Source organism: Aeromonas sp. Marseille-Q7275 (assembly GCF_965119515.1).
In genome coordinates, this window is the sequence record NZ_CBCPLW010000005.1 from 1 (window position 1) to 24,249 (window position 24,249).

Consider the following 24,249-nt stretch of genomic DNA (forward strand, 5'->3'; position numbering starts at 1 on the left):
TCAAGAAATAGAAAAGAAAAAAAAAAAAAAAAAAAAAACCCGCCATTAAAAATACCTACCATATCAATGCAATAGCCATTTGTTGTTTTTTTGTTATTTCAACCTTGCGAACTGTCCCGGCGTCACCTAAAAATGTAATCGATTACATTTCAACCACAGGAACCTGGAATGAGCCGCGCCCCCGCCCCTGTCAATCCCGTCTCCATGGCCGCCGTCGCGGCGCGGGCCGGGGTGTCGGTCGCCACCGTCTCCAGGGTGCTGAACCATCAGGAGGGGGTCACCGACAAGACCCAGGCCAAGGTCAACCGCGCCGTCCACGAGCTCGGCTATCGCGTCAATCAGCTGGCCAACAGCCTGCGCACCGCCAGAAGCTGGCTGCTGCTCATCATGGTGCCCGACCTCGGCAACCCCTTCTATATCGAGATAGTGCGCGGCATCGACAGGGTGGCCCGCCAGCACGGCTACTTCGTGCTGCTGTGCGACACAGGCGCGGATCCGGGCCGGGAGCGCTCGGCCTTCGAGCTGCTGCGCACCCACAGAGCCGACGGCGCCATCTGCCTGGATCCCGACTCCATCCAGCAGGGACTGAGCCAGGAGATCAACGCGCTGCCCTGGGTCGCCTGCTGCGAGTTTGACCCCGCCATGCCGGTTCCCTACGTGGGCATAGATAACCAGGGGGCGGCGGCGGAGGCGATCCGCTATCTGCTGAGTCGGGGCCATCGCCAGATCGCCCTCATAGGCGCGGATCCCGCCTACCTCTACGCCCGCCAGCGGGAGGCCGGGGTCCTCCAGGCCCTGGCAGAAGCCGGCCTCGCGCTGGTGGATGAGTGGAATATCCGGGTCACCAGCCTCAGCTTCCTGGCCGGGGCCGAGGCGGCGCAGCAGTTGCTCGACTGTCCGCAGCGCCCCACCGCCATCTTCGCCGTCGCCGATGCGCTGGCCATCGGCCTGATGCACCGCTTGCAGGAGGCGGGGCTGCGCATCCCGGACGACATCGCCATCATGGGCTTCGATGACATACCCATGGCCGCCCAGCTCAATCCACCGCTCACCACCATGGCGCAGCCCATGGAGGAGCTCGGCGCCGAGGCCGCCCAACTGCTGCTGCAGCGCCTGAACGCCCCCGACACCCCGCTGATCGGGCGCCTGCTCCCCCATCGGCTCGTCAGCAGAGCCAGCGCCTGATGCAAGCCCCCGTCGGCAGAGTGCGCGAGACAGACAAAGGAGAAGGCGATGAGTCTTGGTGTCGAATTTAGCGGCGTCTGCAAGGACTTCGGCCCCATCCGGGTGCTGCACGGGGTCGACTTCAGTCTGGCGCCGGGGCGGGTCTACGGCCTGCTGGGGGAGAATGGCGCGGGCAAGTCCACCCTGATGAAGATCCTCGCCGGTTACGAGCCCATCAGCGCCGGGGTGATCCGCATCGATGGCGAGGCGCGCAGCTGGCACTCCTCCCGCGAGGCGGAGCAGGCGGGCATAGTGCTCATTCATCAAGAACTCAACCTGGCCGAGCACCTGACCCTGACCCAGAACCTCTTCCTCGGCCATGAGCTGACCAGGGTCGGCCTGCTGGACGAACGCACCATGGCGACCCGGGCGCAGCACTATCTGGAGCAGGTCGGGCTGCAACGCGCCCCTTCCACCAAGGTACGGCAGCTTATCGTGGCGGAGAAGCAGCTGGTGGAGATCGCCAAGGCGCTGTCACGGCAGGCCCGCCTGCTGATCATGGATGAGCCGACCGCCACCCTGACCCCGGGGGAGACGGCGCGGCTGTTCGCCCTCATCGCCAGGCTCAGGGCCCAGGGCACCACCATCATCTACATCTCCCACAAGCTGGACGAGGTCAAGCAGATCACCGACGAGGTGGTGGTCATGCGCGATGGTCGCTTCGTCAGCCGGGGGGAGACGGCGGCCTTCACTCGCCAGCAGATGGCCAACCTCATGGTGGGACGCGAGATGTCGGACATGTTCCCCCCCAGGCTGCCACCGCCGGAGGGCGCAGAGATAGCCCTCGCGGTGAGCGGACTCTGCGTCCCCGGCTGGGTGGCCGACCTCGATTTCGAGGTGCGCAGCGGCGAGATCTATGGCTTCGCCGGACTGGTGGGGGCCGGTCGCACCGAGGCCTTCGAGGCCATCCTCGGCTTGCGCGAGCGCAAGGGGGGTCGCATCCAGCTGGCAGGCAAGGCCGTGCGCATCGACAGTCCGCTCGCCGCCATGCGCCAGGGGCTCACCTATCTGCCGGAGGATCGCAACGGCAAGGGGCTGCACCTGCAACTCGGGCTGGCCGAGAACCTCACCCTGATGACGCTGGCGCGCTACGCCCACCCCTGGCTGGACAAGGGGGCTGAGCAGGCGGCCCTCACCCGGGCCATCCATGATTTCGGCATCAAGGCCGGCGCCCACTCGGCCCGGGCCCGCATGATGTCGGGGGGCAATCAGCAAAAGCTGGCCCTCGCCAAGTTCCTGCACCCGGACCCCAGGGTCATCGTCCTCGACGAGCCCACCCGTGGGGTGGATGTGGGCGCCAAGCGTGACATCTATTTCCTGATCCAGCGACTGGCCGCCGAGGGGCGCGCCGTCATCGTCATCTCGAGCGAGCTGGTCGAGCTGATCGGCCTGTGCCACAGAGTCGCCGTGCTGCGGGCCGGCCGCCTCCAGGCGGTGCTGCCCGCCCACCATCTGACCGAAGAGGAGTTGATCGCCTATGCAACCGGTACCCACTGACAGCCGCAAAGAGCGGTTGCTCTCCCTGCTATCGGGGAGTGGCCCGCTGCTCGGGCTGATCCTGCTGTGCCTGCTCGGCGCCCTGCTCAACCCCGACTTCGCCACCCTGGACAACCTGCTCAACGTGCTGACCCGCACCGCCTTCATCGGCATCATAGCGGTGGGCATGACCTTCGTTATCATGTCCGGCGGCATCGATCTCTCGGTGGGCGCCATGGCCGCCCTGATCGCCGGGGCCATGATCCTCATCATGAACCGGCTCGGCGCCGGGGTGCTGGTGGATGCCCCCCTGCTGGTGGTCGTGCTCGGCATAGGGCTGGCCCTGCTGCTCGGCCTGCTGTTTGGCGCCGGTCACGGCCTGCTGATCACCCGGGGCAGGATTGAACCCTTCATCGTCACCCTGGGCACCCTCGGCATCTTTCGGGCCGTGCTGACCTATCTGGCCGACGGCGGCGCCCTGACCCTGGACGATGCCCTCGGCGATAGCTACAGCCCCGTCTATTACGGCAGCCTGCTGGGCGTGCCCATCCCGGTCTGGGTCCTGCTGCTGGTGGCACTGGCGGGAGGGCTGCTGCTCAACCGCACCGCCTTCGGTCGCCATGTGCAGGCCATCGGCTCCAACGAGCAGGTGGCGCGCTACGCCGCCATCCGGGTCGATCGCGTCAAGCTGCTCACCTATGCGCTGCTCGGGCTCTGCGTCGGCATCGCCACCCTGCTCTATGTGCCGCGCCTGGGCTCAGCCACGCCCACCACAGGGCTCTTGTGGGAGCTGGAGGCCATCGCCGCCGTGGTGGTGGGGGGCACCTCCCTCAGGGGAGAGGGCGCATCTTCGGCACCCTGGTGGGCGCCATCCTGCTGTCGGTCATCAGCAATATCCTCAATCTGACCAGCATCATCAGTGTTTACCTCAATGCCGCCGTGCAGGGCATAGTGATCATCATGGTTGCCTTCATGCAACACAGGCGTTGAGGCTGTTGTGGACAGGAAGACGAAAGCGAAGAAACGGCAGTGACACCAGTGGCGGGGCCTCCCCTCGCCAGAGACAAGGAACGGGCACAAGCCCAACAGTCAAGAGGCTATCAAGATGAACAAGATGCTACACGCCCTGGGCGCCTGCGCCCTGATGATCGCAGCCGGCAGCGCCTCGGCAGCCGAGAAGATGACCCTGGGGGTCTCCATCCCGACCGCGACCCACAGCTTCACCGCCGGCATCGTCTGGTGGGCCAACAAGGCCAAGGAGGATCTGGAGAAGGCCCATCCCGATCTCAAGGTGATCGTCAAGACCGCCGCCAATGCCCCGGAGCAGGCCAACCAGCTGCAGGATCTGTTGACGGTCAACAAGATAGACACGCTGGTCATCTTCCCGTTCGAGTCAGCCTCCCTGACCAAGCCGGTGGCCCAGGTCAAGCAGAAGGGGGTCTATGTCACCGTGGTCGATCGGGGGCTGACGGACACCAGCGCCCAGGATGCCTACGTGGCCGGGGATAACACCGCCTTCGGCAAGCTGCCCGCCGAGTTCATCGCCAAGACCCTCAACGGCAAGGGAGACATAGTCGCCCTGCGCGGCATTCCGACCACCCTGGACAACGAGCGCTTCGAGGCCTTCAGCGGCGTGATGAAGCAGCACGGGGAGATCAAGATCCTCGACGCCAAATATGGCAACTGGAACCGGGATGACGCCTTCAAGGTGATGCAGGACTTCCTGACCCGCTTCAAGCATATCGACGCCGTCTGGGCCGCCGATGACGACATGGCGGTGGGGGTGCTCAAGGCCATCGATCAGGCCAAGCGTACCGACATCAAGCTGGTGTTTGGTGGCGCCGGGGCCAAGGGGGCGATCAAGACCCTGATGGAGGGCAGCGATCCCCGCATCCAGGCCAACGTCTCCTACTCCCCCAAGTTCATGTACGACGCCATCATGCTCACCGCAGAGGCCCGCCTCAAGGGTGAACGCCTGCCGGCCAACACCATCATCCCCTCTGTGCTGATCACCCCGCAAACGGCCAAGGAGTTCTACTTCCCCGACTCCCCGTTCTAAAACTGTCATATGTGAGAACCCCGGCCTCCCCTTCGCGGGAGCCCAGGCCCCATCCCACCCCTCCCCTTCCCAGGGGAGGGCGTTTTTACTCCTCCCCCTTGTGAAGGGGGAGGCTGGGAGGGGGTTAACTGCCTTTATTCAGGAGTGCCCATGAAGACCATCAAGGGACCGGCCATCTTCCTCGCCCAGTTCATGGGGGACAAGCCGCCATTCGATACCCTCACCGGCCTGGCGGACTGGGCCGCCGGCCTCGGCTTTCGCGGCCTGCAGCTGCCGACGGATCCGCGCCTGTTCGATCTGACCCTGGCGGCGACCAGCCAGGATTATTGCGACGAGACAAGCGGCCTGCTGGCCGAGCGGGGGCTGGTCATCACAGAGCTCTCCACCCATCTGCAGGGCCAGCTGCTGGCGGTCCATCCCGCCTATGACACCCTGTTCGATGGCTTCGCCCCCCCGGCGCTGCGCGGCAAGCCTGCCGCCCGTACCCAGTGGGCCGGCGAGCAGCTCAGGGCGGCCGCCCTCGCCTCTCGAAGGCTTGGCCTCAGCGCCCACGTCACCTTCTCAGGCGCCCTCGCCTGGCCCTATCTCTACCCCTGGCCCCAGCGGCCCTCCGGGCTCATCGAGGAGGCCTTCGCCGAGCTCGCCCGCCGCTGGCTCCCCCTGCTCGATGCCTTTGACGAGGCCGGGGTGGACGTCTGCTACGAGCTGCACCCGGGAGAAGATCTGTTCGATGGCGCCACGATGGAGCGCTTCCTCGAGGCGACCGGCGACCACCCTCGGGTCAACGTGCTCTACGACCCCAGCCACATGCTGTTGCAGCAGCTCGATTACCTCGCCTTCCTCGACCTCTATCACGAGCGGGTGCGCGCCTTCCACGTGAAGGATGCGGAATTCAGGCCCTCGGGGCGCCAGGGAGTCTATGGGGGTTACGCCCCCTGGCTCGGGCGGGCGGGGCGCTTTCGCTCCCTGGGAGATGGCCAGATAGACTTTGGCGCCATCTTCAGCAAGCTCGCCCAGTACGACTACCCCGGCTGGGCCGTGCTGGAGTGGGAGTGCGCCCTCAAGCACCCGGAGGATGGCGCCGCCGAGGGGGCCGACTTCATCCGCCGCCACCTGATCCGGGTCGCCGAGCGCCCCTTCGATGACTTCGCGGGCAGCGGCCTGGCGCGGGAGACGGTCAGAAGCCTGCTCGGCCTTGGCGACAGCGTAAGCGGTCATCCGGGCGGCAAGATGGGAGAGAAAAAATGAAGAGACGACTGCGTCTGGGCATGGTCGGCGGCGGCCAGGGGGCCTTCATCGGCGCCGTGCATCGACTGGCGGCCCGCATGGACGATCACTATGAGCTGCTCGCCGCCGCCCTCTCCGCCGACCCCGCCAACGCCCGGGCGAGCGCCCTCGCCCTCGGGCTGGATCCGGCCCGCGCCTACCAGGATTACGCCAGGATGGCCCAGGCCGAGGCGGCCAGACCCGACGGCATAGAGGTGGTGGCCATCACCACCCCCAACCACCTGCACGCCCCTGTGGCGCGCGCCTTTCTCGAAGCCGGCATCCACGTTATCTGCGACAAGCCGCTGGCGCTGACCCTGGCCGAGGGGGAGGAACTCGCCCGCCTCGCCCGCCAGCAGCGGCGGCTGTTTGCCCTGACCCACACCTATTCGGGCTACCCCATGGTGCGCCACGCCCGCGAGCTGGTCGCCGCCGGCGAGCTGGGGGAGCTGCGCTATGTGCAGGTCGAATACCTGCAGGACTGGCTCGCCAACCCCATCCCCCCGGGTCAGAACAAGCAGGCGGACTGGCGGGCCGATCCGACCCGCGCCGGCCGGGCCGGCTGCCTCGGCGACATCGGCACCCATGCCTACCAGCTGGCGGCCTTCATCACCGGGCAGTTGCCAAATGAGCTCGCCTCCCTGCTGCACAGCTTCGTGCCGGGGCGGCGGGTGGACGATCATCTGCAGGTCTGGCTGCGCTACCCCCAGGGGATGCGCGGATCACTCAATGCCAGCCAGGTCGCCAGCGGCGAGGAGAACCGGCTGCAGATCCGCCTCTATGGCGACAAGGCCGGCCTGATCTTCCGCCAGGAGGTACCGAATGAACTCTGGCTGACCCCCCTTGGCGGGGCCAGCCAGCGGCTGACCCGAGGCCGGGTGGCAAGCCCGGCGGCGACCCATGCCAGCCGGGTACCCGCCGGTCATCCCGAGGGGTATCTGGAGGCCTTCGCCCAGCTCTACACGGACGCGGCCTTGCAGATCCACGCCCTGGCGGCCGGGGAGGCCCCGCCCCCCGAGAGCCTGGCGCTCACCACGGTGGAGGACGGGGTGGCGGGCATGCGCTTCATCGAGACCAGTCTGGCCAGCCACGCCGCCGACGGACGCTGGCTGCCGCTCTCCTGACCCGCCATGGCGCAAGGCCGCGGGCGGCCCTCCCCAGGCACCGGACAATAAAAAGCCCGCCGACGAGGGCGGGCTCTTCACCTGAGTTGGCTGCCTCAGACGGCCATCTGCTCGTGGGGAGAACCATGGTGGCGCAGCCAGAGGAAGCTCAGGGCCACAATCAGCACCATCACCACCATGATGGCCCCCAGGGTCACCTGCCCTTCCATCGGGAAGCTGGCGGCCAGCAGGGTGACCACACCGGCCCCCAGGTTCTGCATACCCCCCAGAATGGCCCCGGCGGTGCCCGCCTGACCCGGGAAGGGCTCGATGGCGCAGGAGGTGGCGGTCGGGTAGAGGATGCCGCTGCCGATGAAGTAGACAGCCGCGCCCCCAACCAGGGAGGCCGCACTCACCACCCCGAACAGGCCGGGCACCAGAATGATGAGGGCCCCCAGCCCCAGGAAGGCGATGCCAAGGCGCATCAGCTTGCCCTGGCTCAGGCGAAAGCTCAGACGGGCCGAGAGCCAGGCGCCGAACAGGTAGCCGGGCAGCGGCAGCACGAACAGCACGCTCACCGTGCGGGCACTCAGTTTGAGCACGTCGCCGAGCAGCACCCCGGCCGCCGCTTCGAATACCGCGAGCCCCGCGAAGGTCGCCATCAGGCAGAGCAGGTTGCCCTGAAAGCGCGGGTTGCCGAGCACGTGGCGGTAGGCGGCGCCGACCCGCAGTGGCTGCTGGCGGGCGCTCGCCGGCAGGGTCTCGCCAAACCAGGCCAGCAGGGCCAGGGTGGTCAGGGCGCCAAAGCCGAACAGGAACCAGTAGCCGGCGCGCCAGTTGAACAGCTCGGTCAGCCAGCCCCCCAGCACGGGTGCCAGCAGGGGAGAGAAGATCACCCCCATGCTCACCAGGCTGTTGGCGCGGTTGAGCTCGGCGCCGCTGTAGCGATCCCGCATCACGGTCCGGCTCATGGCGCCACCGGCCCCCGTGCCCAGCCCCTGGATGAAGCTGCCGGCCAGCAGGGCGGCAAAGTGCGGGATCAGCTGAATGGTCAGGGTGCCCACCAGAAACACCATCATGCCGATGAGCAGCACAGGGCGGCGGCCGATGCGATCAGACAGCGGACCGTAGACGAACTGGGAGAGGCCGTAGGGGATCAGGTAGCAGGCCATCACCGCCTGCAACTGACCGGAGGCCACATGAAAGTCCCCCGCCATCATGGGAATGGAGGGCACATAGAGGGTCTGGGTCATCTGACCCACGGCGACCATCAGAATGGTCAGGAAAAACAGCGGATAAAAACTGTGCCGATACATATCTCAGTCCCGAAAAATCATCGAAAAGCTGCCCGCCTCTGGCAGAGAACCGCAGAGGGGATCCAATTAACAGGGTCAATCAAAGGTGAAACGCAAGGCGGAGGACCCGCACCCGCCAGGAGCAGGACGCTCTTTGGCTTGCGGTGATCTTAGTGATTCATGTCACAAAAAACGAACGAATCTTTATAATCTGCTTTCCCAAGTTTTTCTAATCGGGACGGCCTACGGCCCCGTCGAACTGACATCGAACGGGAGCGAGAAGGCGCCTGCCCAGGCGCCCCGTCTCTTAGCCCACCCGCCCCAACCCGGCAGGCGCCAGCCTGTGCTCGGCTGTGCCCGCCGCCCTCAGTCGCAGGCAGCGCCCGGCCACCTTGCCCGCCAGCGCCTCGTCATGGGTCACCAGCAGCAGGGCGCAGCCTATCTCCGCCAGCTCCCCCAGCAGGCAGGCGATGGTCTGCTGCTGGCTCAGGGGATCGAGCCGGGAACTGGGCTCGTCGGCAAACAGCAGCACCGGGCGCAGCAGCAGGGCCCGGATCAGGGACAGCCGTTGCAGCTCCCCCCCGGAGACCTGGCTCGGCAGCCGGCTCAGCAGCCGCTCATCGAGGCCGAGCCTCGCCAGATAGTCGGTGAGGGGCTGGCGGGGCAGCCTGTGCAGGCGCAGCAGATCGTCAAACTGGGTGGCGAGACGCACCCGGCTGGCGAAGGCCTGCACCGGATCCTGATAGAGCTTCTGCCAGCGGTGGGGGGCTATGCCCCCCTGGCGCAGCACCCGCCCTCGCAGCGGGCGCTGCAACCCCAGCAGCACATTGCCGAGGGTGCTCTTGCCCGCACCGCTCGGCGCCATGATGGCGAGCCGCTCCCCCCTGGCCAGTGGCAGGTCGAGCCCCTCGAACAGGGTCTGATCCCCGTAGCCCATGGCGAGTCCCTCCCCCCTGAGCAGCCAGTCGCCGGTCGGGGGATGCACGGCCTCGGGCCAGGCCGAGGGCTCCGCCGCCAGCAGGGCGCGGGTGTAGGCATGGGAAGGCGCCTGCAGCACCTGCTCGGCGGGCCCCTGCTCCACTATCTCACCTCCCTTGACCACCAGCACCCAGCCCCCCAGCGCCCGGGCCAGGGAGAGATCATGGGTGATGGTCAGCAGGTGGCGCCCCTCGGTCAGATAGCCCTGTAGCAATGTCTGCAACCTGGCACTGGCCCGGCTGTCGAGCCCCTTGGTGGGCTCGTCGGCGATGAGCAGGCGCGCCTGCCCCAGGGTAGCGGCGGCAAAGGCGGCGCGTTGGGCCATGCCCCCGGAGAGCTGGTGCGGGAAGTGGCGCTCCCGCCCGGCAAGCCCGAGCCGCTCGAGGGCGTCCCGCGCCCGCGAGCGCGCCTCCTTGCCGCCCGCCAGCCAGCCCTCCTCCACCTGGGGCAGCAGCCCCATGGTGGGGTCCAGCGCCAACACCGGCTCCTGGGGCAGCATGGCCAGCTCCCGCCCCCAGAGGGCGCGCAGGGCCTGGGGGTCCGCCAGGCTGTGGCACAGGCCGCCCATCGCCATCTCACCCCGGCCGCGCAGGGGGGCAGGCAGGGTCCCCATCAGGGCATGGGCCAGCAGGGATTTGCCCGAGCCGCTCTCCCCTATCAGGGTCAAGGCGCTGCCGGGGTAGAGGGTGAGATCCAGCGCCTGCAGCAGGGTCTGTCGACCGTCATCCACCTGCAGGCCCTTGATATGAATGGTCGTCATGGGGTGACTCCTTGCGGGGATCCAGGATGAAGAGTGCTCTTCTGATTGAGCAGCACCAGGGCCAGCAGCATCACTCCCATCACCAGTATGGGGGCCAGCAGCAGGCGGGGCGCCTCCTGATAGTGGGGCAGCGCCTCCGTCATCATCAGGCCGAGCTCAGGGGTGGGTGGCTGGATGCCCACCCCGACGAAGCCCAGGGTCGAGAGAGTCAGGATGGCCCCCGCGAGGCCAAAGGCCATCATGGTCAGCAGCTGGGGGGCCAGCTCGGGCCAGAGGTGGCGCCGCAGGATGTGGGCGTTGCCAAAGCCCAGCAGCCGGGACGCCTCCACTTGGGGCGAGGCAAGCAGCGCCCGGCTGCGGGCCCGCACCACCCGGTAGTACTCCACCCACTGGGCCATGGCCAACCCGAGATAGAGGATGGCGAAGCCCCCCTGGGCCATGGCGGAGAAGAGCAGCACCAGCAGCAGGCTCGGCAGGGCCAGCACGCCGTCGGCCAGGCTGCGCAGCAGGCCGTCGACCCAGCCGCCGCGCCAGGCTGAGAGCCAGCCCAGCAGCGACCCCAGCAGGGCCGCCGTCAGGACGCACAGCATCCCCAGCAGCAGGGAGAGCCGGGTCGCCGCCGCGAGCCGCGCCATCAGGCTGCGGCCCATCTGATCCCGCCCGAGCGGCTCCTGCCAGGAGGGATCGGCCAGGAACTGCACCAGATCCTGGGCGGCGGGATCGGGCCAGAACACGGGGCCCAGCAGGGCGAACAGCACCACCAGCAGGAGCAGGCTTGCTCCCGCCTTGACAGAGAAAGACATGATCAGGACTCCTTGGGACCGCGGGGATCGATGGCGAGGCAGAGCAGATCCGTCAAGGTATTGAGCAGCACGAAGAGCGCCGCCAGCACCAGCACGGTTCCCTGCACCATGGGGATGTCGCGCCAGAAGATGGCATGCACCAGGGCATGGCCGATGCCGGGCCAGGCGAACAGGCTCTCGACCACCACGACCCCTTCGATGAGCAGCACCAACTGAACCCCTGTGTAGGCGATGACGCTGACCCCGGTATTGCGCAGGCCGTGACGCCTGAAGACCTGGGCGGGCGAGAGCCCCTTGGTGAGGGCGAAGCGGTAATAGCCGGACTGCACCACGGTGAGCACACTCTCGCGCACCACCCGGGAGAGCACACCCGAGAGCCCCAGCCCCAGGGTGAGGGCAGGCAACAGCAGGTTGCTCCCCTCCCCGTGACCGGCGGCGCTGACCCAGCCCAGCTCCACCGAGAGCAGCACCATGAGCACCAGGCCGAGCAGGAAGGGAGGCAGCGCGCGCATCAGCACGCTCCAGCCCAGGGTCAGGCGATCGCACCATCCCCCCGGACACAGGGCGCTCAGGCTGCCGAGCGGCAGCGCCAGCAACAGGGCCAGGGCCACGGCGGCCACCGCCAGGGACAGGGTGGCCCCCAGGTGGTGGCCCACCTCGCTGGCCACAGGTGCGCCCGTCACCAGGGAGCTGCCAAGATCCCCCTGCAGCAGGGCGCCCAGCCAGTCACCGAAGCGGGAGAGGGCCGAGCCGGCCAGCCCCAGTTCGCTTCGCACCGCGTTGGCGGCCTCGGCGGTGACATAGTCATAGCCGTAGCGGCCCGCGGCGATGCGAAAGGCGATGTCCCCGGGCAGGGATTGCACCATCAGAAAGCAGAGCCCGGCCACCAGCAGGGCCACCATCAGCGCCTGTACCAGCCGCTGGCCCAGTATTCCCATGACGGCAGAGAAGGGCGCCGCTGTCATTGTGCACTCCATGTGAGCTTGTCCAGACGGTAGCTGCGTTCCTGGGGATCCAGCTCAAAGCCCTTCAGCTCACGGCTGACCGCCGCGCTCTGGCGATACCAGGCGATGGGCAGGAGGGGCAACTCCTGCTGCAGGGTGGTAGCGATGTCACGACGCAGTGCCGCGGCCTCCCCTGCGGGCAGGGTCTCCTTGCCAAGGCGGGCCAGTGTTTGCTCCATGGCTTGGGATTGCCAGTTCATCACCCCCCAGTCGGCACCGGTGGGGGCCAGATCCCCCAGCAGGGTGACCAGGGGATCCGGCACCAGGGCATAGTTGCGGGCATAGAGGCCGAGCTGGAGCGAGCCATCCTGATGACCGGCCGGGATCTCGCTCGAGTTGCCCACCACCACCTTGAGGTCCACCCCCACCGCCTTCCACTGCGCCTGCAGTGCCGTGGCCAGCAGGGGCAATTCCGGGCGATCCGGGAAGGTGCGCAGGGTCAGGGCGAAACGCTCCTCCCCCTTGTGCAGCACGCCATCCGCCCCCAACAGCCAGCCTGCCGCCGCCAAGGCCGCCTGAGCCGCCTTGACGTCATAGGCGAGCGGGGTCAGCACGGGTTGATGCCACTCCCCCAGGGTGGGAGGAAAGAGCTGGGTCGCCGCCATCTCGGGATCCCGCAGCAGGGCCGCTGCCATGCCACGGCGATCGATGGCGAGGCTGAGGGCGCGGCGCACCGCCGGATCCTTCAGAAGAGGATCGGCCCCATTGAGCTTGAGCTGTATGGTGCGCGGCAGGGTAACGGAGACGATGGAGACCCGGGGCGCCTGCTGCAAGCGGCGGATGCTGACCGGATCCAGCCCCCAGGCGATGTCGGCCTGACCGCTCTCGGCCATCAGGGTGCGGCTCTCGGCGCGGCCCACCGTCAGGTAGCTCACCTGAGAGATGGCAGGCTGGGGGCCCTGCCAGCCATCGAAGCGCTCGGTCTCGACTCGCTGGGGCTGCTGCAACCGGGTGATGCGATAGGGGCCTGAGCCGATGACCTGGGTCACCTCCCCCTTGGCATCATAGGCCCCCTTCGCCAGGATCTGGGTGCCGGGGTGAGCCAGCACGGCGGCCAGGGGCGCGAAGGGGCCCGTGAGGGTGACCAGCAGGGCCCCCTCATGGGCCTCGATGGACGCGATGGGGGCGCTGGTCATGACACCGGGCTTGCGCCATGCCTGCTGCAGGGCAAAGGCGACCTGCTCGGCGCTCACCTCGCTGCCATCGTGAAAGCGGGCCCCGGGGCGCAGGGTGAATCGCCATTGCTGGCCATCCTCGGAGTGAGACCACTGGCTCGCGAGCCCGGGCTGCAGATTGCCCTGGCTGTCGACCTCGACCAGGGTCTCCGCCACCTGCATGCGGGTAAAGAAGACCCCGTTGCTGGCAGGGTCGACACTGTGGATCTCCCAGGGCCCCACCATGGCCAGCGGCTTGCCGTGAGCAACATTCATCCCGGCCATCAACACCAGGGCGCACCATCCCCAACGGGCGTGTATTTTTGTCATCCTTTCCATCCAAACGATAATGATTACCAACCAATATCTGGCGTTATAACATAACAATTAATCAGAATGAATGACTTTCCATTTTTGATAGATGGCTTATTTGCAGCGGGAAAGGGGGAACAGATGAGCGGCCCAGCAGGCGGGCAATGGGGCGGCAATCATAAAAAGCGATGGCCCGTCATCGGGCCATCGTCATCATCCTAGCGGGTCACCATCTGTTGTGCCCGCTTGACCTGATCCTCGGGGCTCTCGTTGCGGGGCGGAATGGTGATGCCCTTCTGGCAGGCGGGTTTGGCCTCCATGCGCGCCATCCAGGCCTGCAGATGGGGCAGGCCCTCGATGGAGATGCCGCTCCAGTCATGGATCCGCACCCAGGGCCAGGTGGCAATGTCGGCGATGCTGTACTCGTCGGCCAGGTACTCATGGTGCGCCAGGTGACCGTCGAGCACCTCGAACAGACGGCGCCCCTCCTTCTGGTAGCGCTCTATGGCCGCCGGGATCTTCTCGGGGAAGTAGCGGTAGAAGACGTTGGCCTGCCCCATCATGGGGCCGACGCCACCCATCTGGAACATCAGCCACTGGATGGCCTGGGAGCGGCGCTTGGGATCCTGCGGCAGCAGCTTGCCGGTTTTTTCCGCCAGATAGATAAGAATGGCGCCGGATTCGAACACGGAGAAGTCACCGTTATCCCGATCGACGATGGCCGGAATGCGGCCATTGGGGTTGATGGCCAGAAACTCGGGCTTCTTCTGCTCCATGGTCGAGAAATCCAGCGGGATCACCCTGTAAGGCAACCCCAGCTCCTCGAGGGCGATCGACACCTTGAACCCATTGGGCGTGGCGGCAGTGTACAACTCTATCATCTTGGACTCCTTGGTCGTTCAAACGTAATGATCAGGCCTGGGCGCTGGGGCGGGCACTCACCCGCTCATGCCAGGCCTGCAAGTGATGCTGGTGCGGGGCGATGCGAAGAGCGACGACCTTGCCGAAGTCGATGGTGCACAGGGCCAGGATGTCGGCGATGGTGAAGCGATCTCCTGCCACATAGGGCACCTCGGCAAGGCGGGCATCGAGCCTGGCAAACCAGGCCAGAGCCTGCTGCTTGCACTCCTCCCCCCTCTCGGGGAAGACGGTCTCGCGATCCTGGTAAAAACCGGTGATGTGGCGAAACGCCATGCCGGTGGGCAGCCAGAGGTTGAATTCGACGATGCGACTCCACATCTCTATGGTGGCGCGCTCCAGCGCCGTGTTGCCAAACAGATTGGGCTCGGGGTTGAGCTCCTCAAAGTAGCGGCAGATGGCCACTGTCTCACTGAGACAGGTGCCATCATCGAGCTCGAGCACCGGAATGCGCCCCGCCGGGTTCTTGGCCAGAAATGCCGGCTCGAGGTTCTCCCCTGCCCCCAGATCGACCTGGTGATAGGCCATCTCTATGCCCTTCTCCGCCAGAAACATCCTGACCCGACGGGCGTTGGGGGCACGTTTCAACTCATAGACCTTCATCTCGCCCCCGTTGTCGGAAACACTGCGGGCCGCTTCCCTTCCCCATGAGGAACAAAAGCCAAGCGGCACAATATCGGTCTGTTATGACAAATATTGCGCCGCTTGAACAGCCCGAATAGAGGGGGGAGCGGTTAGCTGCACAGCACCGCAGGTTGACGCTGACGCAGCAGGATGAGGTGGGAGAGGAGCGGGAAATAGGACTCTAACTTGCTCTGCAGTACCAGGCTGCAGGCGGGATCCGCGAGTTCAGTTTCATCCAGCACTATGCCATTGGAGACGAAGTAAAAGCGCGGGTCCCTGACATCCGGCCCCTGGGGAGGGCTGTCATATTGTCGGTGAACCAGCAGGGGCAGCACGGGCAATCCCAGGGCAGCGCCGCTGGCGGGCCAGACTGGCTCCGGCCATGCCGCATCATCCTCTTCCAGCAGCAAGATGGCCGCCTCCTCCTTCGACGGTTGCCAACTATCCGGTTGTGCCACCCTCACCTCGGTGAAGTAATCCCCCTCTCCACTGGCGGCACGCAGTGCGGCCAGCACCCCCAATGTCGTCGCTGCCGACGGTTTTTGACTGACTAATGACAGATTCATGGCTCATGTCCCTATGCTCACCACAGCCTGTTAGCCGGCTGTCGCGATAAGACTAGCCGATAACAGGCCTTTATTGGAGCCGTCAGATCTGCCAGCACCCACCATGACCGAATGCGGGTACCATGGTTGCTATTCCAGAATATCTTGGTAAGATACCGCGTCCTTTTATCCCCCGTTCTTTAACATCCAGTGGTGAACCTATGCATCCGATGCTGAATATCGCCGTGCGCGCTGCGCGCAACGCCGGTCAAGTTGTAGTAAAAGCCTTCTCCCAGCCCGAGAACATCGAGGCTATCCAAAAAGGCAGCCACGACTTCGTGACCAACGTTGATCGTGAAGCCGAAGCGGCCATCATTCACACCATCAAGAAGTCTTACCCGGAACACAGCATCGTGGCTGAAGAGTCTGGTGAGATTGCCGGTACCAATCCGGATTACCAATGGATCATCGACCCACTGGATGGCACGACCAACCTGGTCAAGGGCATTCCGCACTTTGCCGTCTCCATCGCCCTGCGCGTCAAGGGCAAGACCGAACAAGCCGTCGTTTACGATCCCATTCGTGACGAGCTGTTTACCAGCACCCGTGGCAACGGCGCCCAGCTGAACGGCTACCGCATCCGTGTCGGCAAGGCCAAAGAGATGGCTGGCACCGTACTGGCCACCGGTTTCCCGTTCAAGCAGAAGCACCACATCGAGCCGTACCTGAAGATGTTCCAGAGCATGTTCATCGAATGTGCCGATATCCGCCGTGCCGGCTGCCCCGCGCTGGATCTGGCCTATGTGGCCGCCGGCCGCATCGACGGTTTCTGGGAAATCGGCCTGAAGCCCTGGGAAACGGCCGCCGGTGAGCTGCTGGCCAAGGAAGCCGGTGCCATCGTCACCGACTTCGTGGGTGGTCACAACTACGAAAACTCCGGCAACTTGGTGGTTGCCAACCCGCGCGTCCTGAAAGAGATGCTCGGCAAGATCCGCGAGAACCTGCCGGATTCTTTGGCGAAATAAGCTGGCCAGGTAAGTCGCAAACCCTTGAAAAAAAATGCCAGTCGGCCCAGCCGACTGGCATTTTTTTATCTCAGTGATCGGGAAAATCAGCCGCTGCAGCATGGATCTGGCCCCTGCCAAGTTCCAGATGAGCAGGCTAGGCTGTGTTCTCAAAATGCTGGTTTTCTCTCCACCAATAGTTCCCGTAAGTAACGAAGGCAGAAAGCCAGCTTGATAAAGGCTGCAAAACTTCCCGCCAGCTTTTCATACCTCGTTGAGAATCGGCGAAACTTCTTCAGCCATCCGAAGCACCGTTCGACCACATTTCTCCTACGATAACGAGCTTTGTCTAACACCAGTGGACGTCCCTTATGGTGCCGTTGCTGGTCGCTGCGTTGCGGGATAACCGCTTTTATCTTTCTGCGCCGGAGTTCTGCCCGCAGAGCCCTGCTGCTATAGGCCTTATCTGCGGCAAGATGCGTTGGCCGCGTGCGATAACGGCCTGATGAAGTCGGGATCCTTGCCATGGCCAACGCACTTGTCGCATATCTGATTTCCGCTGATTGCCCCGGCGAAAGGCAGAACCCCAGCGGTAAACCATTACCATCAGTGACCAAGTGAATTTTGCTGCCAAAACCACCACGAGAGCGACCAAGAGCTTGATTCACCGGAGTGTTTTTTTACGCGCTCCGGCAGCATCTTTGGATGCCCTGACATTGGAGCCGTCAATGCACCACAGGTCGAAGTCGATAAGCCCTTCTTCATTGAGATGCAGTTGCAGTGCCGCAAGGATGGCATCGATGCGGCCTGTGCTTTGCCAACGTCGAAAGGAGTTGTAGACCGAGTTCCATGGGCCGAAACGTTCTGGCAGATCTCGCCAAGGTGCACCGGTGTGAAGTATCCAGAGAATGCCATCAAGCACTTGGCGTGGCTCACGAGTAGGGCGTCCGCTTATGCGGTGATGTGGAAACAGGGGCTCGATAAGCCCCCATTGTGCATCGGTTAACTGATAGCGACGGGACACTACATAGGTCTTAAGCTGTTGAGAAGATGTGAGATTATATCTTCATCACTTTAAGAACACAGCCTAGAGGCGCACGGTTATTCACTTTAGATGGTGCCGTTACGCCCCATGTTGATCACGACCCGCCGGTTCTTGGCTCGGCCCGCGTCCGTCTCGTTAGAGGCCACGTGCTGTTTCTCGCCATGCCCCTCCACCGAGATCTTGCCCTCCTCGATGCCGAGATCCACAAACACCTGCTTGATGGCATCTGCCCGCTTCTCGGAGAGCTTCTGATTCGGCCAGCGACCGCCGTAGCTGTCGCTGTAGGCGTCGATCACCACCACGTCTATGCTCTTGTCCGCCTTCACGTAGTCGCCGATCAGCGCCAGTCGCCGCCTGGAGGCAGGCGACAACTGATCGCTGTTCTTGTCATAGGAGAGCACGCTGAAGGCGATGTCGTTGAAGCTGTAGGGCAAGAGGCCGCTCAGGCAATCCATGAAGGCCTGGTACTTGACCCTGAAGTTGACCGAGGAGAGCGACACCCGCACCGGCCTGTCCTGGCGATACCAGTCTCTGTACTGGAAGGTGGGCATGCGCCCCCCCTCCAGCTCGTCCAGCATGGTCCAGGCGGTTTGCCCCGCCACCAGGCCGTCGAACTGCTGATAGAACTGCAGCTGGCTTATCTGGCGTCCGGAGACACCGGGGCGCCAGCTGGGGGGCATGATCCCGAGGCTCACCGTCTGGGTCCTGGCTTGCGGCCGCTGCCCCTTCAGCTCGAAGTCCAGGTTGATCTTGCGACCGGCCCGGCTGACGAAGGCACCCGTGCCCCAGCGGGGAATGGGGTGTTCGAGACGGCACTCCACCTGAGTATCCGAGGTCAACCGCCAGACGGATTGATCCAGACCGGCACCGAACTCGGTCACTCCCGCCTGCAACTGCATACTCACGGATATGCTGATCAACCCTAACACCCAAGCATTCAACGGCTTGCCCTCCACACGATCTCGGATTAACTATCGGCAGCGGCAAGCCAAGCTTTAGGGCAAAACCTCAATGGGGAGCGGGGCGCTCCATCAGTTTGAAGCTGGCGATGCGGGCCGTCAGATCCTGGGCCAGCTGATCCAGCTCGACACTGTTTTGTTGCAGGGTCTCCGAATGCAGACGGTGGGCCTCATAGACCTCCCGAATGGTCAGCACGTTGTGCTGGATATCGTCGGTCACATACCGTTGCTCCTCGGTGGCGGTCGCCACCTGGGCGGTCATGTCGTTCACCTTGCGCACCTCCTTGACGATATCGGTCAGCTCGCTGCCGGCCCGTTTGGCTTCGGTCACACTCAGCCCCGCCTGTTCGGTGCCCAGGTGCATGGCCGTCACCGCCTGACTGGCGCCCTGGCGCAGACGAGCCAGCATACGCGCAATGTCATCCGCCGCCTGCTGGGTGCGCGAGGCCAGCGCCCTCACCTCCTCCGCCACCACGGCAAAACCGCGACCGGATTCGCCGGCGCGGGCCGCCTCGATGGCGGCGTTGAGGGCCAGCAGATTGGTTCTGTCCGAGATCTGCTTGATGAGGCTGAGCGCCTCGCCGACCGACTCCGTCTCACGATGCAGGTTGTCCACCAGCTGCTGGGTATCGACCAGGGTGCCCGCCACCAGCTGGATGGCGTCTATAGTCTGATCTACCTCCCTGTCCCCCTGATGGGCACGTCCGATGGCCTGCTGGGTCGCCTGCGAAGTCTGGGTGGCGTTGCGGGCAATCTCCGCCACCGTCGAGGCCATCTCGGTCGCGGCGGTGGCGACCAGATCCACCTGGCCAACCCCCTTGACCACACCGGCGTTGACCTGTGCTATCACCTCTGCCGAGGCGGCGGCGCTGCGCGCCAGCACGTCGCAGGAGCGGCGCACCGCCAGCAACAGGCCTTCCAGATGTTCGAGGAAGCGGTTCAGATCCTGTGCCAATGCTCCCAGTTCATCACCGGATCGCCAGTTGACCCGCACCGTCAGGTCGTTCTCCTGCACCAGCCGTTTGAAGGTCTGATGCAGCGCCATGAAGCCCTGATGCAGGTCGCGCACCACCCGCCAGCAGACGGCACTGGTCAGGGCCACGCACAAGAGTACGCCGAGGGCGGCCCACCAGAAGTCGCTGGCACTCCTGGCCCGCATCTGCTCAACCCGATCGTACAACTGTTGATAGAGGCGATCCTCGCTCTCCTTGAGCAGGCTTATCTTGTCGGTACTCAAGGCAAACCAGGCTTCGGCATCCACCCCAAAGCCGCCGCTGGCCGCCTTCTCCAGCGCCAGTTTTTCGATGTCGGCTACCTTGGCCACCACGGGAGAGGCCAGACTGTCGGCCAGCAGCTGACGTTGCGAGGGGCTGGCTAACGCCTGGAAACGCTCGAGATAGGTATTCTGGGCGGCGAGGAGGGAGATGTACTGCTGCAACAGCGCCGGGGTGAAACTGCCTCGCGCGAACACATTGCTCAGGGTCGCCCGCTCCAGCCCCATGCGTTCCTTGCTCTGCAAGAAGGCGGCGTAGGCACTGGTCTGCAGCGCTATGGTGGCATCCTGACTGCGAATGCTGACCTGATCCACCACCGCCAGCAACTGGGTGTTGAGACGGGTGTAAAAGCCGACCTGCTCCGCCACCTCGACCCCCAGGGCACCAACCCGCTCACGCATGGCGGTGAGCCCGGTCAACGCCTGCTGCACCTCTGTCAATGCCAGCAAGGCAGGATCCTGATGAAAACGCACCAGCAGGGTGTCGACCACCTTGCGCTGGGCAGGCAGGGCATCACGGAACTTGTTGCCGCCAGAACCGAGGAAGCCGGCCGACATGCCACGCTCCCTTTGCAGCTCATGGGCGAGCTGCGCCGCCTCCCGCACCACCCCGAGCGCAGCCTCTGCCTGACTCATCTCCTGCTCGGCCCGATAACGCTCATAGACGTATCGACCGGAAAAAAACAGCAGGGCCAACAGTGGCAGACAGACCACCAGCAACATCTTGTGCGCCAATCCCAGCTTCTTCATCGCCTCGCCCCTCCATGGTTGAAGTGGCCAATTATAAGCGCAACTGCTTTTAATAGAACCAGTTGGCCTGCGCATGGCGGCCCAGGAGGGACAAGGGCCGGCTTTTTTGCCATAATGCCGCCTCCTTTCACGCCGACCGAGATACCATGACCGACGCCGTTCACACCCTCAAGGGCCGTTTTCGTGGCTTTTACCCCGTCGTCATCGATGTTGAAACCGCCGGATTCAATGCCAAGACCGATGCCCTGCTGGAGATCGCCGCCTATACCCTCAAGATGGATGAGCAGGGCTGGCTCATGCCCGATCAGATCTTCCATTTTCATGTGGTGCCATTCGAAGGGGCCAATCTGGAGAAGGCCGCCCTGGAGTTCACCGGCATAGACCCCTTCAATCCACTGCGCGGCGCCGTGGACGAGAAGGAAGCGCTCACCGAGATCTTCAAGGGGGTGCGCAAGGGTATGAAGGAGAGCGACTGCGGCCGGGCCATCATAGTGGCCCACAACGCCACCTTCGATCACGGCTTCGTGATGGCTGCCGCCGAGCGGGCCGGTCTCAAGCGCAATCCGTTCCACCCCTTCGCCACCTTCGACACCGCAGCCCTCTCGGGCCTGGCCCTGGGGCAGACGGTGCTGGCCAAGGCCTGCCAGAGCGCGAACATCCCCTTTGACAACAAAGAGGCCCACTCCGCCCTCTATGACACCGAGCGCACCACAGAGCTGTTCTGTCATATCGTCAACCGCTGGAAGAGCCTGGGGGGTTGGCCCCTGGCCAATCCGGAGGAGGTACCCGCCGATGACAACCCCGGCAGTGCCATTGGGGAATGAGAAAGAGGCTGCCTTGGCAGCCTCTTTCCATGAGGTCGGAATTGCCGCCGGCAGCTGGTTTGACCAGAACGGCACAAACAGGGTCATCCAGCACCGTTTTCAGCACGCCATCCCGACAGAACTGATTTAGCTCGGCTGGAATACCGTGAAGAGGCCATTTTGCCGTTTTTTTTCTCGACATTTGTCACGTTTTTCGCAAACTAGCTGACTTTCCCCCGACAGACAGCAACACAATCTATAAGGAAATCAAATGAATCCTGTTGTTATCGCGGTGGCGCTGATGCTGGTGCTCAGCCTGCTGCGGATCAATGTGGTGGTCTCTCTCGCCATCGGCGCCATCGTCGGCGGCCTGCTCGGCGGCCTCTCCCTCGAACAGACCCTCAGCACCTTCACCGGCGGACTGGGTGGCGGCGCAGAAATCGCCCTCTCCTACGCCATGCTGGGAGCTTTCGCGGTGGCCATCTCCCGCTCCGGGATCACCGACCTGCTGGCCCGCAAGGTGATCAGCCAGCTCGGCAAGGATGCCAGTTCGTCCCGCATCCTCTGGGTCAAGAGCCTGCTGCTCACCTCGGTACTGGGGGTATCCATCTCCTCCCAGAACCTGATCCCGGTCCACATCGCCTTCATTCCCATCCTGATCCCGCCGCTGTTGCACGTCATGGCCCAGATGCAGATCGATCGCCGCCAGGTGGCCTGCGTCATCACCTTCGGCCTGACCGCGACCTACATGCTGCTGCCGGTGGGCTTTGGTGGCATCTTCCTCAACAACATCCTGGCCAAGAACCTGATCGACAACGGGGTAGCGGTCGAGTTCGGCCAGCTGCCGCTGGCGATGGCCATTCCGGTACTCGGCATGTTCGTCGGGCTGCTGGTGGCTGTCTTCTTCAGTTATCGCAAGCCGCGCCAGTATGATCTGGAGAAGATCCTGGCCGCCGAGCCGGAAACCGTCGAGCTGAACCTCAGCCACATCTGGGTCGCCCTGCTGGCCATCGCCGTGGCACTCGGCCTGCAACTGATGACCAACAGCATAGTGCTGGGGGCCCTCGCCGGTTTCATCATCTTCACCTGCGGTGGCGTCATCAAGTTTCGCGAGAGCCAGGATGCCTTCACCCAGGGCGTGCGCATGATGTCCCTCATCGGCTTCATCATGATCTCCGCCGCCGGCTTCGCCGCCGTGATGAAGGAGACCCACGGGGTGGAGAGCCTGGTGCAGTCCGTCTCCGGCATGATGGCGGGTCACAAGGGGCTGGCCGCCTTCCTGATGCTGCTGGTGGGCCTGCTCATCACCATGGGGATAGGCTCCTCCTTTTCCACAGTGCCCATCATCGCCACCATCTATGTACCCCTGTGCATCCACCTCGGCTTCTCCCCCATGGCGACTATCGCCCTGGTGGGGACCGCGGGTGCGCTGGGGGATGCGGGCTCCCCCGCCTCCGACTCGACCCTGGGCCCCACCTCTGGCCTCAACGCCGATGGCCAGCACGACCACATCTGGGACAGCGTGGTGCCCACCTTCATTCACTACAACATCCCGCTCATTATCTTTGGCTGGATAGCCGCCATGGTGCTCTGACAAGGCGCCACGCAGGCAGACGAAAGGCGACCCCAGGGTCGCCTTTGTTGTCTCTGGCACTCGTCTCAGGAGGCCGGTTGCAGACTCCGCTTCCCGGCGAGGGCGGCCAAGCAGGCCGTCAGCGCCAGCGCGAGGCCCGCCCAGCCCACATCGACCCAGCCCCCCTGCTGCCAGGCCAGCATGGCCAGGCTTGAGCCGAGCGTTCCTCCCAGGAACATGCCCGTCATGAAGAGGGTATTGATCCGTCCCCTCGCCTCGGCTCTCAGGCCATAAATGAGCTGCTGATGGGCGACGAGCGCACTCTGTACCCCCAGATCCAGCAAGATGACCCCGAGCGCCAGCCCGACCAGAGAGAGCCATGTCTCGAACAGGATCCAGGCCAGCACCACCAGCAGGGCGCCCACCAGCACCACGGATCTCGCCCCCCGCCTGTCGGCCATCCGTCCCGCCAGCGGGGCAGCCACCACACCCGCCACGCCGATCACCCCGAACAGACCGGCGACCTCGGCACCGAGCCCGTAGGCGGGATCGGCGAGGTAGAAGGCCAGCACAGTCCAGAAGGCACTGAAGGAGGCAAACAGCAAGGCCTGGGTCAAGGTGGCGCGGCGCAAGGCGGGCTCTTCGCGCCACAAGCCGATGAGAGAGGCCAGCAGGCGAGGATAGCTCAGGGTGGAGCGGGGCAATCCCTGCGGGATCATCCTGGCCATCAGCAGCCCCCCCAGCAGGGCCAGTGGCACCCCGCACCAGAACATGGCCCGCCAGCTGCCATAGGCGGTGACAAGCCCTGCCAGCGTACGGCTGAGCAGGATGCCGCCGAGCAAGCCGCTCATCACGCTGCCGACCACGGCTCCCCGCCTGGCGGGATCGGCCAGGGTGGCCGCCACCGGCACTATCTGCTGGGCCGCCGTGGCGCCTATCCCGAGCAGGACGGAGGCCAGCATCAACATGGTCGCCCCCGTGGCCATGGCCGCCATCGTGGAGGCCAGCGCAATCAGCACGAACTGCCCCAGAATGAGCCAGCGACGCTCGACCACATCCCCGAGCGGCACCAGCAACAACAGGCCGGCCGCATAACCGAGCTGGGTCAGCATGGCGATCAGGGGGATGGCGGATTGGCCGGGAAAATCCTGTGCCATCACCGCCAGCATGGGCTGGTTGTAATAGATGTTGGCGACCGCCAGACCACAGGAGAGGGCCATGGCAAAGACAAGGGCGGGGCCCGGGCTGCGGCTCGCCATGGCGGCCCGGTCGGTGGAGACTGATGAACTCATGATGCCATCCTCATAGATGAATGAACCCC

Annotated in this window: 21 protein-coding genes; 9 read left to right on the forward strand and 12 right to left on the reverse strand. The window is 64.7% G+C overall.

Going from position 1 to position 24,249, the window contains the following annotated elements:
- The first annotated feature begins 168 nt into the window (after positions 1-168).
- From ACWPWQ_RS06370 to ACWPWQ_RS06395, 6 genes are all read left to right on the forward strand, one after another.
- A complete protein-coding gene (locus ACWPWQ_RS06370; protein ID WP_454009304.1) occupies positions 169-1,185 on the forward strand; it encodes a LacI family DNA-binding transcriptional regulator in 1,017 nt (338 codons plus the stop codon).
- Between the two features lie 48 nt (positions 1,186-1,233).
- Entirely contained in the window at positions 1,234-2,721 is a 1,488-nt protein-coding gene (locus ACWPWQ_RS06375) for a sugar ABC transporter ATP-binding protein (protein ID WP_454009305.1), read from the forward strand.
- Positions 2,702-3,607: an ABC transporter permease gene (locus tag ACWPWQ_RS06380; RefSeq protein WP_454009306.1), complete on the forward strand. Its 906-nt coding sequence runs from the start codon at positions 2,702-2,704 to the stop codon at positions 3,605-3,607. Before ACWPWQ_RS06375 ends, ACWPWQ_RS06380 begins: the two co-directional genes overlap by 20 nt.
- 198 nt (positions 3,608-3,805) lie before the next feature.
- Positions 3,806-4,759, forward strand: coding sequence for a substrate-binding domain-containing protein (locus ACWPWQ_RS06385; RefSeq protein ID WP_454009307.1), 954 nt, complete (start codon positions 3,806-3,808; stop codon positions 4,757-4,759).
- Between the two features lie 150 nt (positions 4,760-4,909).
- Complete coding sequence (locus ACWPWQ_RS06390) at positions 4,910-6,007, forward strand: sugar phosphate isomerase/epimerase family protein (protein WP_454009308.1); 1,098 nt, start codon at positions 4,910-4,912, stop codon at positions 6,005-6,007.
- Positions 6,004-7,149, forward strand: coding sequence for a Gfo/Idh/MocA family protein (locus ACWPWQ_RS06395; RefSeq protein WP_454009309.1), 1,146 nt, complete (start codon positions 6,004-6,006; stop codon positions 7,147-7,149). The genes ACWPWQ_RS06390 and ACWPWQ_RS06395 overlap by 4 nt, the downstream gene beginning before the upstream one ends.
- Positions 7,150-7,244: 95 nt before the next feature.
- Here ACWPWQ_RS06395 and emrD read toward each other — a convergent pair whose 3' ends face one another.
- The 8 genes from emrD to ACWPWQ_RS06435 all read right to left on the reverse strand — a co-directional run bounded on the left by emrD (position 7,245) and on the right by ACWPWQ_RS06435 (position 15,542).
- The gene (emrD, locus tag ACWPWQ_RS06400; protein WP_042649958.1) at positions 7,245-8,444 is read right to left on the reverse strand and encodes a multidrug efflux MFS transporter EmrD; all 1,200 of its coding nucleotides are present in this window, start codon (positions 8,442-8,444) and stop codon (positions 7,245-7,247) included.
- 286 nt (positions 8,445-8,730) lie between these two features.
- Positions 8,731-10,161 carry an ABC transporter ATP-binding protein gene (locus tag ACWPWQ_RS06405; RefSeq protein WP_454009310.1) on the reverse strand — a complete coding sequence of 477 codons (1,431 nt, stop codon included), beginning with the start codon at positions 10,159-10,161 and terminating at the stop codon, positions 8,731-8,733.
- Positions 10,158-10,964, reverse strand: a complete 807-nt coding sequence (locus ACWPWQ_RS06410) for an ABC transporter permease (protein WP_454009311.1) — start codon at positions 10,962-10,964, stop codon at positions 10,158-10,160. The genes ACWPWQ_RS06405 and ACWPWQ_RS06410 overlap by 4 nt, the downstream gene beginning before the upstream one ends.
- Before the next feature lie 2 nt (positions 10,965-10,966).
- Positions 10,967-11,929, reverse strand: a complete 963-nt coding sequence (locus tag ACWPWQ_RS06415) for an ABC transporter permease (RefSeq protein WP_454009312.1) — start codon at positions 11,927-11,929, stop codon at positions 10,967-10,969.
- Positions 11,926-13,452 carry an ABC transporter substrate-binding protein gene (locus ACWPWQ_RS06420; RefSeq protein WP_454009313.1) on the reverse strand — a complete coding sequence of 509 codons (1,527 nt, stop codon included), beginning with the start codon at positions 13,450-13,452 and terminating at the stop codon, positions 11,926-11,928. Before ACWPWQ_RS06420 ends, ACWPWQ_RS06415 begins: the two co-directional genes overlap by 4 nt.
- 200 nt (positions 13,453-13,652) lie before the next feature.
- Positions 13,653-14,315, reverse strand: coding sequence for a glutathione S-transferase family protein (locus tag ACWPWQ_RS06425; protein ID WP_454009314.1), 663 nt, complete (start codon positions 14,313-14,315; stop codon positions 13,653-13,655).
- A gap of 31 nt (positions 14,316-14,346) precedes the next feature.
- Positions 14,347-14,955, reverse strand: coding sequence for a glutathione S-transferase family protein (locus ACWPWQ_RS06430; RefSeq protein WP_454009315.1), 609 nt, complete (start codon positions 14,953-14,955; stop codon positions 14,347-14,349).
- Between the two features lie 131 nt (positions 14,956-15,086).
- The gene (locus tag ACWPWQ_RS06435; protein WP_429107637.1) at positions 15,087-15,542 is read right to left on the reverse strand and encodes a hypothetical protein; all 456 of its coding nucleotides are present in this window, start codon (positions 15,540-15,542) and stop codon (positions 15,087-15,089) included.
- Positions 15,543-15,742: 200 nt separating this feature from the next.
- On the opposite strand from ACWPWQ_RS06435, the gene suhB reads away from it, so the two are divergent.
- The gene (gene suhB, locus ACWPWQ_RS06440) at positions 15,743-16,546 is read left to right on the forward strand and encodes an inositol-1-monophosphatase (RefSeq protein WP_454009316.1); all 804 of its coding nucleotides are present in this window, start codon (positions 15,743-15,745) and stop codon (positions 16,544-16,546) included.
- A 149-nt stretch (positions 16,547-16,695) separates the two neighbouring features.
- Here suhB and ACWPWQ_RS06445 read toward each other — a convergent pair.
- The 3 genes from ACWPWQ_RS06445 to ACWPWQ_RS06455 all read right to left on the reverse strand — a co-directional run bounded on the left by ACWPWQ_RS06445 (position 16,696) and on the right by ACWPWQ_RS06455 (position 20,552).
- Positions 16,696-17,549, reverse strand: a protein-coding gene (locus ACWPWQ_RS06445; protein ID WP_454008829.1) for an IS5 family transposase whose coding sequence is annotated in 2 segments (ribosomal slippage) — positions 16,696-17,207 and positions 17,207-17,549 — 855 coding nt in all. Because the reading frame shifts where the segments join, the coding sequence is not laid out codon by codon here.
- An 86-nt stretch (positions 17,550-17,635) separates the two neighbouring features.
- A complete protein-coding gene (locus ACWPWQ_RS06450; RefSeq protein WP_193558756.1) occupies positions 17,636-18,511 on the reverse strand; it encodes a flagellar protein MotY in 876 nt (291 codons plus the stop codon).
- Positions 18,512-18,578: 67 nt separating this feature from the next.
- Complete coding sequence (locus ACWPWQ_RS06455; protein ID WP_454009317.1) at positions 18,579-20,552, reverse strand: methyl-accepting chemotaxis protein; 1,974 nt, start codon at positions 20,550-20,552, stop codon at positions 18,579-18,581.
- 146 nt (positions 20,553-20,698) lie between these two features.
- Here ACWPWQ_RS06455 and rnt point away from each other — a divergent pair, with 146 nt between their 5' ends.
- Both rnt and ACWPWQ_RS06465 read left to right on the forward strand, forming a co-directional pair.
- Positions 20,699-21,376, forward strand: a complete 678-nt coding sequence (gene rnt, locus ACWPWQ_RS06460) for a ribonuclease T (RefSeq protein WP_454009318.1) — start codon at positions 20,699-20,701, stop codon at positions 21,374-21,376.
- A 250-nt stretch (positions 21,377-21,626) separates the two neighbouring features.
- Complete coding sequence (locus ACWPWQ_RS06465; RefSeq protein ID WP_454009319.1) at positions 21,627-22,949, forward strand: Na+/H+ antiporter family protein; 1,323 nt, start codon at positions 21,627-21,629, stop codon at positions 22,947-22,949.
- A gap of 65 nt (positions 22,950-23,014) precedes the next feature.
- Here ACWPWQ_RS06465 and ACWPWQ_RS06470 read toward each other — a convergent pair whose 3' ends face one another.
- Positions 23,015-24,220: an MFS transporter gene (locus ACWPWQ_RS06470; protein ID WP_454009320.1), complete on the reverse strand. Its 1,206-nt coding sequence runs from the start codon at positions 24,218-24,220 to the stop codon at positions 23,015-23,017.
- Between the last annotated feature and the right edge of the window lie 29 nt (positions 24,221-24,249).

Excerpts from the sequence above, each read along its gene's own strand:
- ACWPWQ_RS06370 (WP_454009304.1), top strand. The coding sequence starts at position 169 with ATGAGCCGCGCCCCCGCCCCTGTCAATCCCGTCTCCATGGCCGCCGTC.
- ACWPWQ_RS06375 (WP_454009305.1), top strand. The coding sequence starts at position 1,234 with ATGAGTCTTGGTGTCGAATTTAGCGGCGTCTGCAAGGACTTCGGCCCC.
- ACWPWQ_RS06380 (WP_454009306.1), top strand. The coding sequence starts at position 2,702 with ATGCAACCGGTACCCACTGACAGCCGCAAAGAGCGGTTGCTCTCCCTG.
- ACWPWQ_RS06385 (WP_454009307.1), top strand. The coding sequence starts at position 3,806 with ATGAACAAGATGCTACACGCCCTGGGCGCCTGCGCCCTGATGATCGCA.
- ACWPWQ_RS06390 (WP_454009308.1), top strand. The coding sequence starts at position 4,910 with ATGAAGACCATCAAGGGACCGGCCATCTTCCTCGCCCAGTTCATGGGG.
- ACWPWQ_RS06395 (WP_454009309.1), top strand. The coding sequence starts at position 6,004 with ATGAAGAGACGACTGCGTCTGGGCATGGTCGGCGGCGGCCAGGGGGCC.
- emrD (WP_042649958.1), bottom strand. The coding sequence starts at position 8,444 with ATGTATCGGCACAGTTTTTATCCGCTGTTTTTCCTGACCATTCTGATG.
- ACWPWQ_RS06405 (WP_454009310.1), bottom strand. The coding sequence starts at position 10,161 with ATGACGACCATTCATATCAAGGGCCTGCAGGTGGATGACGGTCGACAG.
- ACWPWQ_RS06410 (WP_454009311.1), bottom strand. The coding sequence starts at position 10,964 with ATGTCTTTCTCTGTCAAGGCGGGAGCAAGCCTGCTCCTGCTGGTGGTG.
- ACWPWQ_RS06415 (WP_454009312.1), bottom strand. The coding sequence starts at position 11,929 with ATGACAGCGGCGCCCTTCTCTGCCGTCATGGGAATACTGGGCCAGCGG.
- ACWPWQ_RS06420 (WP_454009313.1), bottom strand. The coding sequence starts at position 13,452 with ATGACAAAAATACACGCCCGTTGGGGATGGTGCGCCCTGGTGTTGATG.
- ACWPWQ_RS06425 (WP_454009314.1), bottom strand. The coding sequence starts at position 14,315 with ATGATAGAGTTGTACACTGCCGCCACGCCCAATGGGTTCAAGGTGTCG.
- ACWPWQ_RS06430 (WP_454009315.1), bottom strand. The coding sequence starts at position 14,955 with ATGAAGGTCTATGAGTTGAAACGTGCCCCCAACGCCCGTCGGGTCAGG.
- ACWPWQ_RS06435 (WP_429107637.1), bottom strand. The coding sequence starts at position 15,542 with ATGAATCTGTCATTAGTCAGTCAAAAACCGTCGGCAGCGACGACATTG.
- suhB (WP_454009316.1), top strand. The coding sequence starts at position 15,743 with ATGCATCCGATGCTGAATATCGCCGTGCGCGCTGCGCGCAACGCCGGT.
- ACWPWQ_RS06455 (WP_454009317.1), bottom strand. The coding sequence starts at position 20,552 with ATGAAGAAGCTGGGATTGGCGCACAAGATGTTGCTGGTGGTCTGTCTG.
- rnt (WP_454009318.1), top strand. The coding sequence starts at position 20,699 with ATGACCGACGCCGTTCACACCCTCAAGGGCCGTTTTCGTGGCTTTTAC.
- ACWPWQ_RS06465 (WP_454009319.1), top strand. The coding sequence starts at position 21,627 with ATGAATCCTGTTGTTATCGCGGTGGCGCTGATGCTGGTGCTCAGCCTG.
- ACWPWQ_RS06470 (WP_454009320.1), bottom strand. The coding sequence starts at position 24,220 with ATGAGTTCATCAGTCTCCACCGACCGGGCCGCCATGGCGAGCCGCAGC.